10 protein-coding genes are annotated in these 15093 nt (G+C 57.2%); 9 read left to right on the forward strand and 1 reads right to left on the reverse strand.

What is annotated here, in order from left to right; translation table 11 throughout:
* Positions 1-572 precede the first annotated feature (572 nt).
* The 8 genes from AVI_RS14605 to hemH all read left to right on the forward strand — a co-directional run bounded on the left by AVI_RS14605 (position 573) and on the right by hemH (position 11407).
* A complete protein-coding gene (locus AVI_RS14605; RefSeq protein ID WP_015917073.1) occupies positions 573-2432 on the forward strand; it encodes a M3 family oligoendopeptidase in 1860 nt (619 codons plus the stop codon).
* Positions 2433-2451: 19 nt separating this feature from the next.
* On the forward strand, positions 2452-3687 hold the full coding sequence (locus AVI_RS14610; RefSeq protein ID WP_015917074.1) for an aminodeoxychorismate synthase component I: 1236 nt from the start codon (positions 2452-2454) through the stop codon (positions 3685-3687).
* On the forward strand, positions 3672-4316 hold the full coding sequence (locus AVI_RS14615; RefSeq protein WP_015917075.1) for an aminotransferase class IV family protein: 645 nt from the start codon (positions 3672-3674) through the stop codon (positions 4314-4316). Before AVI_RS14610 ends, AVI_RS14615 begins: the two co-directional genes overlap by 16 nt.
* A 233-nt stretch (positions 4317-4549) precedes the next feature.
* Complete coding sequence (locus AVI_RS30595) at positions 4550-5671, forward strand: hypothetical protein (protein WP_015917076.1); 1122 nt, start codon at positions 4550-4552, stop codon at positions 5669-5671.
* Positions 5672-5951: 280 nt separating this feature from the next.
* Positions 5952-7394 (forward strand): homospermidine synthase, encoded by a 1443-nt coding sequence (locus AVI_RS14630; RefSeq protein ID WP_015917077.1) that lies wholly within the window; start codon positions 5952-5954, stop codon positions 7392-7394.
* 361 nt (positions 7395-7755) lie between these two features.
* Positions 7756-8124, forward strand: coding sequence for an outer membrane lipoprotein Omp10 (omp10, locus tag AVI_RS14640; protein WP_041697066.1), 369 nt, complete (start codon positions 7756-7758; stop codon positions 8122-8124).
* Between the two features lie 183 nt (positions 8125-8307).
* Positions 8308-10224 carry a 5'-nucleotidase C-terminal domain-containing protein gene (locus AVI_RS14645; RefSeq protein WP_015917079.1) on the forward strand — a complete coding sequence of 639 codons (1917 nt, stop codon included), beginning with the start codon at positions 8308-8310 and terminating at the stop codon, positions 10222-10224.
* A gap of 148 nt (positions 10225-10372) precedes the next feature.
* Positions 10373-11407: a ferrochelatase gene (hemH, locus tag AVI_RS14650; protein WP_015917080.1), complete on the forward strand. Its 1035-nt coding sequence runs from the start codon at positions 10373-10375 to the stop codon at positions 11405-11407.
* 117 nt (positions 11408-11524) lie between these two features.
* Here hemH and AVI_RS30315 read toward each other — a convergent pair whose 3' ends face one another.
* Positions 11525-12766: a hypothetical protein gene (locus AVI_RS30315; protein WP_015917081.1), complete on the reverse strand. Its 1242-nt coding sequence runs from the start codon at positions 12764-12766 to the stop codon at positions 11525-11527.
* A gap of 226 nt (positions 12767-12992) precedes the next feature.
* Between AVI_RS30315 and AVI_RS14660 the strand changes: the two genes are divergently transcribed.
* Entirely contained in the window at positions 12993-15032 is a 2040-nt protein-coding gene (locus AVI_RS14660; RefSeq protein ID WP_015917082.1) for a methyl-accepting chemotaxis protein, read from the forward strand.
* Positions 15033-15093: the final 61 nt, after the last annotated feature.

Consider the following 15093-nt stretch of genomic DNA (forward strand, 5'->3'; position numbering starts at 1 on the left):
AGCTCCCCGAGTCCTTATGGCGTCTGGCGCCGGTTGAAACATTGGACCATGTCCATAAGCGGCAGGATCAAAAACAAGATCCTCTTTCAAGTTCGGTCTTCTACAAACCCGGCCTCTTGCGGACCCGGCCACAAACCCTGGAAAAGCTGCGCATTCCAGGTTCCCTCCGCAAGCAAAGGCTGTAACCGTCGTCCTTGTCCCGCAAAATGCCATGGAGTTTTGAAAAACAGGTTCCAACATTTGCTAGGATTTTATCTATAGCCCGCCAAACTGTCCGCTTCGATACAATGCCTTAAAAAAAAGACTGCAAAAAGCCTGGGAATCCCGACCTTCGACACAGTCCAATTCCTCCGTGCCGCGATTTTGTCAAATATCGGCACAGACGTCTTTTTCATAAAATGCCAGATCGACGGGTAGAATGGCAAGCGCTGAAATGCACAGACATCTGCCATATGCTGTTGTCGGGTGCCTTTGCCATGCTATGACTGGGGATATCTCATGCCAAACACATCGGACCGGCGCCTGTTCCATTTTGGTGACGGCGCGGCCCGAAAGACCTCAAGGGTGCCATCATGCCTTTCAGCCCCGTTAACCAGACCCGCCTTCCGGCAGCCGAATCCGCCAGCGTACCAGCGCACGGCCAAGGCCTCGGCACGCTGCCCGAATGGCAGCTCACCGATCTTTATCCGGCCCCCTCCTCGGATCTCTTCAAGGCCGACCTCGCCAAGGCCAGCGAAATGAGCCTGGCCTTCGAGACCAAATGGAAGGGGCGGCTGGAAGATGCCGCCGCCAAGGACGCGGATCAGGGCCTGGGAGCCGCGCTGAAGGAATTCGAAGAACTCGAAGACCTACTCGGCAAGATCGGCTCCTATGCCGGTCTCTATTATTATAGTGAGATGACCAAGCCGGAAAACGGCAAATTCTTCGGCGATGTACAAGCCAGGCTGACGGAGCTTGCCGCCCATCTGCTGTTTTTCACGCTGGAGCTGAATCGGCTGGACGATGCGGTGATCGATGCTGCCATTGCCCGCGATCCGGCCACCGCCCATTACAAGCCCTGGCTGATTGATCTCAGGCAAGACAAGCCCTACCAGCTGGATGACAAGCTCGAGCAATTGTTTCTGGAAAAATCCCAGACCGGTTCGGCGGCCTTCAACCGGTTGTTCGACGAGACCCTGGCAAGCCTGCGGTTTGAGATTGACGGCGAACAGCTGACGCTGGAACCGGTTCTGACCATGTTGCAGGAGGCCGATCCGGCCTTGCGCGAAAAGGCGGCCATGGCGCTGTCGAAGACCTTCAAGGACAATATCCGGATTTTCGTGCTGGTCACCAATACCTTGGCCAAGGACAAGGAAATTTCCGATCGCTGGCGCGGCTTTGCCGACATTGCCGATAGCCGCCACCTGTCCAACCGGGTGGAGCGTCCGGTGGTCGATGCGCTGGCGGCTGCGGTGCGCGATGCCTATCCGCGCCTGTCGCACCGCTATTACAAGATGAAAGCCAAGTGGCTGGGCATGGAGCAGATGAATTTCTGGGACCGCAACGCCCCTCTGCCCGACAGTATCGACCGGATCATTCCCTGGGACGAAGCCCGCCAGACCGTGCTGTCGGCCTATGGCGGCTTTGCGCCTGATATGGCCGAAATCGCTGGTCGCTTTTTTGATGGCGGCTGGATCGATGCGCCCGCCCGCCCTGGCAAGGCGCCGGGCGCCTTTGCCCATCCGACCGTGCCGTCTGCCCATCCCTATGTTTTGGTCAATTACCTCGGCAAGCCGCGCGACGTGATGACGCTGGCCCATGAACTGGGCCACGGCGTGCATCAGGTTCTCGCTGGCGAACAGGGCGCGCTGATGTGCCAGACGCCGCTGACGCTGGCCGAGACCGCCTCGGTATTCGGCGAAATGCTGACCTTCCGGGCGCTTCTGGAAAAGGCCACGGATGCGCGTGAGCGCAAGGCCATGCTGGCCCAGAAAGTCGAGGACATGATCAACACGGTCGTGCGCCAGATCGCTTTCTACGAATTCGAGCGCAAGCTGCACACCGCCCGCAAGGAGGGCGAGTTGACGGCGGAAAAGATTGGCGAACTGTGGCTATCGGTGCAGGAAGAGAGCCTTGGACCGGCCATCAAAGTGTCCGAGGGCTATGAGACCTGGTGGGCCTATATCCCCCATTTCATCCATTCGCCTTTCTATGTCTATGCCTATGCCTTCGGCGATTGCCTGGTCAATTCGCTCTATGCCGTCTACCAGAATGCCGAACAGGGCTTCCAGCAGAAGTATTTCGACCTGTTGAAGGCTGGCGGCAGCAAGCATCATTCCGAACTTCTCGCACCGTTCGGTCTGGATGCCACCGACCCGTCCTTCTGGGCCAAGGGTCTATCGATGATCGAAGGGTTGATCGACGAGCTGGAAGCGCTTGACGCCAAAGCCTGAACGGACAGATCGAGCCACGATGGCGCAATCCGAACCGTTTCAACCGACGATCCTGTTTCGGAATGACAAAAGCGGTGAAACGCTGGTGTTTACCGATCCGGTGGACATCGTCGTCGCCCGTCGGGGCGACGACGTGCTGCCGGCGCTTGCCAAGTTGGAACGCGCCCGCAAGGAGGGCTACTGGCTGGCGGGGGCGCTGGCTTATGAAGCGGGCTTTGTGTTTGAAGACAAGCTCAGGCCACTGATCCCTGATGGGCGGGACGTGCCGCTCCTCCAGTTTGGCATTTTCAACGCGCCAGCCAATCCTGCTCATCCCCTGGGACACTTAAATCCATTGGGACACCCGCATCACCCCGAAAGCAACACCCACCTGCTGGAAAACCCGGTTGCAGCCTGGGATTTCGAGACCTATCGGCAGCAGTTTGACACCCTGCATCGGCATCTCAGGCAGGGCGATTGCTACCAGGCCAACCTGACCATGCCCATCGAGGCGGCCTATCGGGGCAGCCCTCGCGACGTCTTCTGGTCGCTGATCGCCCGTCAGCCGGTCTCTTATGGTGCGCTGGTGGAGCTCGGCGGTCCGGCCATCGTCTCGCGCTCGCCGGAACTGTTCTTCAAGGTGGATAGTGACGGCTTTATCGAGACCCACCCGATGAAGGGCACGGCGGCACGCGGCTCTGATGATGCCGAGGACGAGGCGATCAAGGCGGCAATGCTGACGGACGAAAAGACCCAGGCCGAAAACCGGATGATCGTTGATCTCTTGCGCAACGACATCTCCCGGATCATCGAGCCTGATAGCCTGACCGTGCCAAAACTGTTCGACATCGAGACTTATCCGACCCTGCACCAGCTGGTCAGCCATGTGCGCGGCAGGCTTTTGCCTGGAATGGGCCTTGGCGATATTCTCGAAGCGCTGTTTCCCTGTGGCTCGATTACCGGCGCGCCGAAGTTGGCCGCCATGCAGATCCTGCACCGGCTGGAGGCGGGGCCGCGCGATATTTATTGCGGTGCCATCGGCTTTTGCGATCCGGCAGGCCCCATGCGGTTCTCCGTTGCCATCCGCACCCTGACTTTATTTGATCAACCGGCCATTTCAGACCATTTCCCTGAACAACAGGGGCTTTTCAAAAGCCGCCGGGCGGTTTTCAATGTCGGTGGCGGGATTGTTTTTGATTCGAAGCCCGAACAGGAATATCAGGAATGTCTGCTCAAGGCACGCTTTGCGGTAGGTGATCAATGGATTTCACGCTGATTGAAACGCTCCGCTGGGAGCCAGGCCAGGGCTTCATCAGGCTCGACCAGCATTTGCGGCGCCTGTCGCGCTCCGCCGATGCGCTGGGTTTTCGCCAGCCGATCAAGCCAGAAGCGGCATTAAAAGAAGTGGTACATGGCGATACCCCGCTTCGGGTGCGCCTCGCGATGAATTTTCGTGGCAAGCTGGAAGCTGCGGCAGTTCCCTTCGAATCCGTCGGCGAAAACACCATCTGGCGTCTTCGCATCGCGCAAAAGACCCGGCTGAATTCAGAGGATACCCTCTATCGCCACAAGACGTCGCGGCGCGATCCCTATGACGCCGCCCGCGCCGAATTTTCCACCGAAGAAGCAGACGAAGTCCTGCTACTGAACGAGCGTGGTGAAATCTGCGAGGGGACATTCACCAATGTCTTCGTCCAGGGACTGGATGGCATGCTGATCACCCCGCCGCTGACCAGCGGTCTCATTCCTGGCATCCTGCGCGCCGAGCTGATCCGGGACCGCAAGGCTCGCGCCGATCTGCTGAAACCGGAAAGTCTGAATGGACGGGCGATCTTCGTCGGCAACAGCCTGCGCGGCCTGATCCGCGCCGAACTGGTGGAAGAACAGCACAGGGCTGTCGCTTAATTTTCATAAACTGAAAAAACAATAGCAACAACAGGATCGACCGTTTGATCGAACGGATGGTCCTGGTGGTTTTTACGATTTTAGTTTTATAATATAAAATTAAAATGAAAACTCTACATTAAAAATAAATTTTTAATTATTGCAAATATCATAAATATAGATTCTCAAATTGTCATATTAAGAGAATTGGTAGATAAAATTACGTATTGATTATTTTAAATAGGTAAATCAATATGGAAAACAATATTTATTATAGAAAAATAGGAAAATTAATATTTACTATATTAGCTTCAATATTTATTTTTGGGAATAGTGAAACCAGTTCCTTTGCGCATATAAAGTGGTTTCAATCTTTTAATATCCAAGAGCAACCTGTATTACCGGGTCAGTTTATGGCGACACCAACCTGGTTGCTTGGCCTCGCCCTGAGCCTGCCTGCGCTCTGGGCCTGTGTAGCGATTGACGCGGCAGGAAAAAATGCCCGGCTTGGCCGGGTCCTTTCCTTGATACGGCGACCGTTTGGCTTCAAGGCCGACGACCTGGTCCGTCTCACCATTGCATTTTGGTTATCCTGGCTCTGGATGCTCCCGGAGCCGATCTGGTTGACACCGGAACTCAAAGCCCCGGATGCGAGCATTCAGTGGGTGCAACTCGGATTGGCCGCGCTTTGCCTCTCCCGTCGGGGGGCCGGCCTGACCGGACTTGGCCTGATTGGTTTATGGGTCGGCGCGGCCCGCCAATACGGAACCTATCATCTGCTGGATTACCCTCTCTTCCTGGGATTTGCCATCTGCCTGATCGCCATCAGCCTCGACAGGCTCCGGGTCCGGGTTCTCGCCAGCGTCACCGCCCACCGGATCGGCCTTCTCGGCGCAACGATGTCCTGGACGCTGATGTGGGCGTCCATGGAAAAATGGGCTTTCGCAGACTGGTCGCTGACGCTGCTCTGCGCGCGGCCCTATTTGACGATGGGGTTGACGCCAGAAGTCTTTCTCAGCCTCTCCGGCTGGTTTGAATTTGGCGCCGCCGCCATGCTGCTGCTGGGGGGGGCCCGTTGCCAGCCGGCTATCGGCCTTTGCACTGCTGATGATCTTCGGCTCCGCCGTGCTGGAATTCGGCCGGGTGGATCTGGTTGGACATTTTCCAATCATCGCGGTTCTGGCCATCACCATCTGGAAAGGCAATGGCCAGGTCGGCGCCGCGGTCAATTTCACCCGGAAATCCGCCCTGAAACGTGCAGTGCTTCTGCCCATCAGCTACATCGCCGCCCTGTTCGTCACTGGCATCGCCTATATCGGCGGCTGGAATTTCGCTTATGGCGACGGTACCACGCGGGGTCTCGCCAGCGAATATGACGCGGCCAGTTTGCTATTGTTGTGGCTGGCAGCCGCCATGATCCTTATCTTGACCCTGATCGCTGCCATAATGCTAGGCAGGCGGGAGCGAAAGCGCACGGCGGCGGGTACCTGATCGAACAGCTTCGGGCAGCTACCTGTGCCCGAAGGCAATCTCTTGAAACGCCGTCTTTATTCTGTCGTTGAATTATGCTCTAGGGAAGAGAAGGAACCCGGTCAGAGCAAAGCCGTGTTCGCAAATCATGCGCCTATGGCAAACGGCCTTCCAAGGAGAAAATGAATGACCACCCAGACCTATCCGGTTTACGGCGAGATCACCGGTCCGATCGTGATGATCGGCTTCGGTTCGATCGGCCGGGGCACCCTGCCGCTGATCGAACGCCACTTCAAGTTCGACAAGAGCCGGATGGTGGTCATCGACCCCCGCAATGACGAGGCCGAATTGATGGCCAAGCATGGCATCAAGCACATCCAGGCGCATGTCACCAAGGAGAACTACAAGGACCTGCTGAAGCCGCTGCTGACAGAAGGCGAAGGCCAGGGCTTCTGCGTCAACCTGTCGGTCGATACCGGCTCGCTCGACCTGATGAAGCTGTGCCGCAAGCTGGACGTGCTCTATATCGATACGGTGGTTGAGCCTTGGCTGGGCTTCTATTTCGACAAGAACATGAAGAACTCAGAGCGCACCAACTATGCACTGCGCGAAACCGTTCGCCAGGAAAAGAACAAGAACCCCGGCGGCACCACCGCCGTCTCCACCTGCGGCGCCAATCCGGGCATGGTCTCCTGGTTCGTCAAGCAGGCGCTGGTGAATATAGCCAATGAAATCGGCCTGAAATTCGAAGAGCCAGCCGTCGGTGACCGCGAAGGCTGGGCCAAGCTGATGAAGAAGGTCGGCGTCAAGGGCATTCACATTGCCGAGCGCGACACGCAGCTGGCCAAGACACCGAAGCCGCTCAACGTGTTCTGGAACACCTGGTCGGTCGAAGGCTTTATTTCGGAAGGCTTGCAGCCAGCCGAACTCGGCTGGGGCACTCATGAAAACTGGATGCCGAAAAACGCCAAGAAGCACAAGAAGGGCTGCAAGGCAGCGATCTATCTGGAGCAGCCTGGCGCCAATACCCGCGTGCGCACCTGGTGCCCGACGCCCGGCCCGCAATACGGCTTCCTCGTCACCCACAACGAATCGATCTCGATTGCCGATTACTTCACCGTCGAGAAGGATGGCGAGGTCGCCTATCGTCCGACTTGCCATTACGCCTATCATCCGGCCAATGATGCCGTTCTGTCGCTGCATGAAATGTTCGGCAATGGCGGTACCGCCCAGCCGGTCCTGCATGTTCTCGACGAAAACGAACTGGTCGATGGCATCGACGAGTTGGGCGTGCTGCTCTACGGCCACGAAAAGAACGCCTACTGGTATGGTTCGCGCCTGTCGCTGGAAGAAACCCGCCGCATCGCCCCCTACCAGAACGCCACCGGTCTCCAGGTAACGTCCGCAGTGCTGGCCGGCATGGTCTGGGCCATCGAGAACCCGAAGGCTGGGATCGTCGAGGCCGACGAAGTTGATTACAAGCGCTGCCTGGAAGTGCAGTCGCCCTATCTCGGCCCGGTCGAAGGCCATTACACCGACTGGACCCCGCTCGACGGTCGCCCCGGCCTGTTCCCGGAAGACCTCGACACCAAGGACGCGTGGCAGTTCAAGAATATCCTGGTGCGCTAAACGCTGCAGAACGGCGGATGGCAATATCCGTCTGCCGATCTGAAACAATGGCCTGAAATAACGGCGCCGCGCATCGAAAAGCAGCGCGGCGCTGAGAACAACATGGCACGCTTTTCATGTCCCTGTGGAACAACAACGCCATGATTGTGTTCAAGTGGCCGGGAAGAGGTTGGAAGCCTTGCTTTCACCCGATCTTCGCGGCATGGTCGCCAGCATGGAACCTGATCGGCCCTCGTGGTATTTCAGGAAATCGGTTGTCACCAACCGGGAATATGAAGAGCAAGAGACCTCTCCGGCCGAGGCGACCGGGCAGAGGCCAGAGACATAGGCGGCCATAATGTCCTGCCGGATGGAGACTGTCATGAAGGTCAAAAGCATCGCAATTCTGCTCGTCGCGGCCTTTGCCGTGTCTTCCTGCGTGGGCACGCCGCCGCCGCGCCAGGTCGCCTATAATGCGCCGCAGCCACAGGGCGTTGATGGCGCCTGGGTCGATCCGAACGGCATCGTTTCCACCTTCCAGGGCGGCACGTTTGCCACCCGCTCCAGCGATACCAATGCGCTTCTGGCCTCCGGAACCTATACCAATACCTCGCCGACGCTGGTGGAGATCAACATGACCTCGCTGGTGCGCAAGACCCAATCGCGGGTCAATTGCGCGCTGGTTTCGCCAGAACAGTTGAACTGCACCACGGATGCCGGCTCGAATTTCTCGCTGCGCCGCAAGATCTGACGCGTCAACTCATCCACGCTTGGCAAAGCCGGTCCATGAGGCCGGCTTTTTGCTGTTCTGGCTTATTTTCGCTTGCGATAAACCAAGCACGATGGAAACATGCAACCTTCCGCAAAAGCCCGATAAGAACGTCATAAAAGAGGGGTAACCAAAGCGGGTGTTCCATGAAATCAGGAGTTACGGATGTTAAAAAGATTTAAATTTGGCCTGTTGAGCGCCTCGGTGCTCATCCTGTCGTCGGGGACGGCCTTTGCCGATTTCGAACTGAACATCCTGCATATCAACGATTTTCACTCACGGATCGAGTCGATCAATAAATATGATTCGACGTGCTCCGCGGATGAGGAAAGCAAGAACCAATGCTTTGGCGGTGCGGCCCGTTTGAAGACGGCGTTCGACCAGACCCGCGCGGCATTGGCTGGCAAGAATGTCCTGTCGCTGAATGCCGGTGACAATTTCCAGGGCTCGCTGTTTTACACCACCTACAAAGGCACAGCCGAACTGGATGTGATGAACATCCTGAAGTTCGACGCCATGACGCTTGGTAATCACGAATTCGACGACGGTGAGACAGCCATCGGTCCCTTCCTCGACAAGGTGCAGTTTCCGGTCGTGGTCGCCAATCTGGAAGCCAATGCCGAATCGAAGCTGAAGGACAAGTTCAAGCCCTCGACAATCCTGGAAATTGGCGGCCAGAAGATCGGCATCGTCGGCGCCGTTACCCCGGAAACCGTGGAACTGGCATCGCCGGGTCCGAATGTGAAATTCACCGACGATGTCGTTGCCATCACCGAAGAAGTGAAGAAACTGAAGACCGAAGGCGTCAACAAGATCATCGCCCTCACCCATGTCGGCTATCACCGCGACATGGAAATCGCCAAGATCCCTGACGTCGATGTGGTGGTCGGCGGCCATTCCCACACATTGCTGTCTAACAGTGATCCGAAGGCCGAAGGCCCCTACCCGACGCTGGTCGACAATCCCGGCGGCTACAAGGTGCCTGTCGTCACCGCTGCCTCCTACAGCAAATATCTCGGTGATCTGACTGTTGTTTTCGACGATAACGGCGTGGTGAAAAGTGCCAAGGGCGATCCGATCCTAATCGATTCGAAATTCAAGCCTGATGAAGCAATGACCGCCAAGGTCAAGGAACTGGCCGGTCCTATCCAGGAATTGCGCCAGAAGGAAATCGGCGAAAGTGCCGGCCCGATCGACGGCGCCTCCACCACCTGCCGCGCCAAGGAATGCCCCATGGGCAATCTGGTGGCCGAGGCAATGCTGGATCATGCCCGCAGCCAGGGCATCAGCATCGCCATCCAGAATGGCGGCGGCCTGCGCGCCTCGATCGGCGGCGGCAAGGTCACCATGGGCTCGGTCATCACCGTCCTGCCCTTCCAGAACACGCTTGCCACCTTCCAGCTCAAGGGCTCCGACGTGATTGCGGCGCTTGAAAACGGTGTCAGCCAGGTGGATGACGGCGCTGGCCGGTTCCCACAGGTCGCCGGTCTGAAATACAGCTTCGACCGTTCCAAGCCTGTCGGCAGCCGGATCGTTGACGTTCAGGTCAAGGACGGCGACGGCTTCGTGCCGCTCGATACCAGCAAACTCTATGGTGTCGTCACCAATAATTACATGCGCACCGGTGGCGACGGCTACAAGATCTTCGCGACAGCAGGACAGAACGCCTATGATTACGGTCCGGATCTCGCCGATGTGACAGCCGATTTCCTGGCCAAAAATTCGCCCTACAAGCCGTTTACCGATGGCCGCGTCAGCGAAGTTACGCCAGCTGGCTATGTCGCGCCAGCGGCCCAGCCGAAGACGGCGACGGCTGCCCAAGCCACGGCACCAGCTCCTGCCGCACCTGCTCCGGCAACCCCTGCGCCCGCCGCCCCGGCGCCGGTAACCCCAGCAGTCTCCGCACCGTCTGCCGCCGCCCAGCCAACGCAATATACCGTGGTCAAGGGTGATAGCCTGTGGAAGATCGCTGAGGCCACCTATGGCGATGGCGAGGACTGGAAGAAGATTTCCGCCGCCAACAAGCTGCGCCATCCCGACCATATCGAGATCGGTGACGTCTTGACCGTTCCGGCAAAGTAACTTTCAGTTGCGGGAAGCCCAAACCTCCCGCATGCGACAAAAGGTCCGGCCCGGAGCAATCCGGGCCGTTTTTCATTCTGGACAGTGATCTCTTCTCAGTCCAAAAGCGTAACAGCAGCATCGAATTCTTGACCAGGGTAGTCCAAATATGAGCGCGATCGTCAACCATCTTCCGTCCGAACATCCAAAGGTCAATTTCGGCAAGGTCGGCGTGCTGCTCGTCAATCTCGGCACACCTGACGGGACCGACTACACTTCAATGCGCCGCTACCTGAGGGAATTCCTCAGCGACAAGCGGGTTATCGAATGGTCGCGGCTGTTCTGGTATCCGATTCTCTATGGCATCGTTCTGAACACCCGCCCCGGCAAGGTCGGCAAGGCCTATGCCGAGATCTGGAACAACGACCTGAACGAGAGCTATCTGCGGACTTACACCCGCAACCAGGCCGAGAAAATGGCTGTATCGCTCACAGATATGCCAAATGTCGTGGTGGATTGGGCGATGCGCTACGGCCAGCCATCGATCAAATCGCGCATGGACGCGCTGCAAAAGGCCGGCTGCGAAAAGATTCTGTTGTTTCCGCTCTATCCGCAATATGCCGCAGCCACCACGGCCACCGTTAATGACGAAGCCTTCAAGGCACTGCTCAAGATGCGCTGGCAACCGGCCCTGCGTACCGTGCCGCAATATAGCGACGATCCGGTCTATATCGATGCATTGGCCAATTCCATCGAAGCCCATCTCGCCAGCCTCGACTGGGAGCCGGAACTGGTGCTGACTTCGTTCCACGGCATTCCGAAGTCCTATTTCATGAAGGGCGATCCCTACCATTGCCAATGCTACAAGACCGGACGCCTGCTGCGTGAGCGGTTGGGCTGGCCGAAGGAAAAGCTGATGGTCACCTTCCAGTCGCGATTTGGGCCTGAGGAGTGGCTACAGCCCTATACTGACAAGACCGTGGAAAAACTGGCCAAGGATGGTGTCAAGCGCATTGCCGTGATCAATCCAGGCTTCGTCTCCGATTGTCTGGAAACGCTGGAGGAAATTGCCGGTGAAGCGGGCGAAATCTTCCACCACGCTGGCGGTGAGAAATTCAGCCATATCCCCTGCCTGAACGACAGCCCGGACGGCATGCGCGTGCTGGAAAATGTCGTGCGCCGGGAATTGCAGGGCTGGGTTTGAGATCCGCTAATAGATCGGCCGGAACGGTAGGAACCGGCGTTCGTGAACCGATAAGGGAAACTCTAGCATCGAGCCGAAAACCGGTTTCCCCTTTCCGGCTCGATGCTTGAATACACGTTACTTGGCGGCACACGTCGATTTGGTTAGTGGCGGCGATGCCGTATCATCGATGGCGCAGAACGGAATGGACCATACGAAATCCACAGCCAAAGCGATCCGCGTCAGATCTGAGGTGCTATCCGCCAGCATAGGAAGCGCAGGCGGATTTCCCGGAACCCAGAACCAAGACGGCTGGATCGGTCCAATCGGCGCATTTCCGAAATTACTCGTTAATGGCTGACTGGCGGAAATCAAATCGAAACCGGCAAATGACGTCATCTTACCATTCGAATCAGCACCGGCACGGCCATGACAGGTTATGCAGGAAGAATAGGCGACAAAGCCTTTTTCCGTGACCGAATTGCCGAGGCGCACGGTCAGGCCGGTCGCGGTTGTCGTATCCGTCTGGCTGCCCTTCAAGCAATAGTTAAGGTAAGCCGGATCGATATCCGCGCCTGCAAACAGCGCTTTCAATGCTGGCGTCTTGGCGCAGGCAGGATATGGCGTTGTGGATTCAACCTGGGATATCGGTGGCTGGACGGATGGCACAGCGCCGAAACTGTCCGTGCAACCGATGACATCACACCGTCCGGGATTGTCCTGATGCTCGAAGGTAGCCCAGGTCCAGTTTGGAACCTGCTTGGAAATCAGATGCATGGCGACCAGAGCATAGTCTTTTCCGCCCGCAGTATTGACATGGTAGAGCTTCTTGGCATCTGCAGCCGTTCCGCTGAAACCATTGAAGGCTTTCAGCCCATCGACCGCGACCCAGTTGGCCTTCACTTCGATCGCATCTGTCGGAAAAGAAATAATACTATCTGATTTACTGAACGCAGCTTTAAGGCCGGAGACCTTATAAAGATTGTTGTTGACGATATAATCGAATGACGCATGGTTGCGGCGCACTTCTTCAATTGGCGTGCCAGGTTGGTCGTTGTTTCCGCCAGGCACCAGCAGTGCTTTTATCGGCGCTCCATGCGAGAGACGACTGAGAGCCCTGGGTACCAAACTCTTCGGTGATCCACCCTGTGGCCAAACTGGCTTGGGAGTGAAGGTGTCCGCGTCACTCGCCCAGGCTTCAAAGAGCGCATTATTGTTGCCCTCCGTCTTTGCCTTGGCGTTGACAGACAAAAACAATGTCCAAGAATTTTCATCTGGCGCCGTCATCGCCGGATCGGCAACAGTTTGCGCCAAACCAGAACAGGCAAACGACATCGCTGCTATTAAAGATGTGATGAGAATCACAAGATATTTTTTCATCGAGATCTCCTTTCCAAAAATGAGAAAACAACACCTATGGGTGCAATATACCTTACATCCATTTATGATTGTATTCTCATCCAAGCCGGATCTGCAAGGACAATTCAGGCTGTGCCACCCTCTGGAACAGCGAAAGTCAGATTGATTTCCAAAGCAATAATTAATTGTTCCACCCTACATTGAACCGATCGAGGGAGATTGCCGCGCCCCAGCGGAGGAGGAATCTATGCGTATTAATGGTAAAATATATCTACTTGTTTTCATTCTCGGCTTTGCCGCATCCCTGATCGGGGCGATCGGGATTTTCGTGACATTGCGATATGACAACAAGACCGCACAGGTTCTCAATCTATCCGAGCGCGCCTTCCAGGGTGAGCGACTCAACCGCCTGATCACCTCGGTGGTGATGGAATCACGGGGTATCTATGCGGCGAAATCGAAGGAAGATGCCGACAAGTTCGGCAAGGGGCTGACAAAAAGTCTCGATGATATGGATGCCACGCTTCAAACCTGGCGGAAAATGATACCGGAAACCCAGGTGCAAGCCTTCCAATCCATGGTTGCCAAGGCAGCGGAATTCAGGACATTCCGCACGGAAACAGTCCGTTTGGGCACCGAAGTCGGTCCGCAGGCCGCCAATGAGCAGGGCAATAACGAGGCCAACCGCGCCAACCGCAAAGCCTTCCAGACCGAGGTAGATGCCGTCGTCAGCGCCGACAAGAAAGAACTCCAGGCGGTCACGGCATCGGTCGCCAGCTTCCAGACAGCCATGATGATCCTGATCGTCTCGGTGACGGTCATCTCGATCCTGATCGGCGTCGGCCTCGGTATCTATATCGGCGTCAAGCAATTGAGCCGCCCGATCGTTCAGCTCACCGCAGCTATCAAGCGTGTCGCCAATGGCGATTTCGAAACCGACGTGCCGGGCGCCACCCGCAAGGATGAAATCGGCGACATGGCCTTGGCGGTCGAAACCTTCAAGCGCAACGGCCAGGACGTCGCCCGCATGAATGCCCAGGAAGCGGCCCTGCGCGCAAAAAGCGATGACCTGCAATCCAGCATGTCCGTTGTCGTCGCAGCAGCCGCCGATGGCGATTTCAGCAAGCGGATCGGCACCCATTATGACGACGCAAATCTTGATCGTTTTGCTAACAATATCAATGAGCTGATCGCAAGCGTCGAGCGCGGGGTGACGGAAACCCGACGAGTCATCGCCAATCTCGCGAGCGGCGATCTCAGCCAGGAAATGCAAGGCCAGTTCAGAGGCGCGTTCGGCGAATTGCAGGCCAATGTCAACACCACCTTTGAGCGCCTGCGCGACACGATTTCCAGCATCCGCCACAAGACGGACGCCATCAGCGGCAGCACCGGCCAATTGAGCAATGCCACCAACGAATTGTCGATGCGCACCGAAAAGCAGGCCGCCGCTCTGGAGGAAACATCGGCGGCGCTCGACGAGATCACAGTCGTGGTGCGCGGCTCTTCGGAACGTGCCCAGGAAGCCAGCCGGATCGTGACAGAAGCCACGGAAAATGCCGCGCAATCAGCCGTCGTGGTGCGCGAAGCCGTGGACGCCATGGGCCGGATCGAAAATGCCTCCAAGGAAATTTCCACCATCATCAACGTGATCGACGAGATTTCCTTCCAGACCAACCTTCTGGCCCTGAATGCCGGTGTGGAAGCCGCCCGCGCGGGTGAGGCCGGCAAGGGTTTCGCCGTGGTTGCCCAGGAAGTGCGCGAACTGGCGCAACGCTCCGCCAATGCGGCCAAGGACATCAAGGCGCTGATCACCAAATCCGGCCACGAGGTCGAAGGCGGGGTCAAGCTGGTGCAAAAGACCGGCGAGGCGCTGGCAAAGATCGAAAGCCGCGTGCTGACGATCAACGATCATATCCATTCCATCGCCAATGCGGCCAAGGAACAGGCAACCGGCTTGCATGAAATCAACGCCGCCATCAACCAGATGGATCAGGTGACCCAGCAGAATGCCGCCATGGTCGAGGAAACCTCAGCTTCCACCCATTCGCTCTCCGACGAGGCGCAGAGCCTGGTCGGCCTGCTCAGCCATTTCAAGATTTCCGGGCAGCAAGGCCAGGTTACGCCTGCGCCTCGACGCAGCGCACCGCAGCCGGTCTCCGCAAACCTAACCGCCCGCAGCCCGGCTCCGTCTCCGTCTCCGGCCCGCGAACGGGTCAAGGCCGTCGCCAAGGCCTTTGGCGGCGGTGCAGCTGCCGCTCAATCCCGGGATCAGTGGGAGGAGTTTTAAGCCAAGGGCGCGGCGCCTGTGCTATCGATAGACTAATTGTTTGATTTGACTATGGTTTAAG

Source organism: Allorhizobium ampelinum S4, assembly GCF_000016285.1.
GTDB classification, from domain to species: Bacteria; Pseudomonadota; Alphaproteobacteria; order Rhizobiales; family Rhizobiaceae; genus Allorhizobium; species Allorhizobium ampelinum.

Excerpts from the sequence above, each read along its gene's own strand:
- AVI_RS14605 (WP_015917073.1), top strand. The coding sequence starts at position 573 with ATGCCTTTCAGCCCCGTTAACCAGACCCGCCTTCCGGCAGCCGAATCC.
- AVI_RS14610 (WP_015917074.1), top strand. The coding sequence starts at position 2,452 with ATGGCGCAATCCGAACCGTTTCAACCGACGATCCTGTTTCGGAATGAC.
- AVI_RS14615 (WP_015917075.1), top strand. The coding sequence starts at position 3,672 with ATGGATTTCACGCTGATTGAAACGCTCCGCTGGGAGCCAGGCCAGGGC.
- AVI_RS30595 (WP_015917076.1), top strand. The coding sequence starts at position 4,550 with ATGGAAAACAATATTTATTATAGAAAAATAGGAAAATTAATATTTACT.
- AVI_RS14630 (WP_015917077.1), top strand. The coding sequence starts at position 5,952 with ATGACCACCCAGACCTATCCGGTTTACGGCGAGATCACCGGTCCGATC.
- omp10 (WP_041697066.1), top strand. The coding sequence starts at position 7,756 with ATGAAGGTCAAAAGCATCGCAATTCTGCTCGTCGCGGCCTTTGCCGTG.
- AVI_RS14645 (WP_015917079.1), top strand. The coding sequence starts at position 8,308 with ATGTTAAAAAGATTTAAATTTGGCCTGTTGAGCGCCTCGGTGCTCATC.
- hemH (WP_015917080.1), top strand. The coding sequence starts at position 10,373 with ATGAGCGCGATCGTCAACCATCTTCCGTCCGAACATCCAAAGGTCAAT.
- AVI_RS30315 (WP_015917081.1), bottom strand. The coding sequence starts at position 12,766 with ATGAAAAAATATCTTGTGATTCTCATCACATCTTTAATAGCAGCGATG.
- AVI_RS14660 (WP_015917082.1), top strand. The coding sequence starts at position 12,993 with ATGCGTATTAATGGTAAAATATATCTACTTGTTTTCATTCTCGGCTTT.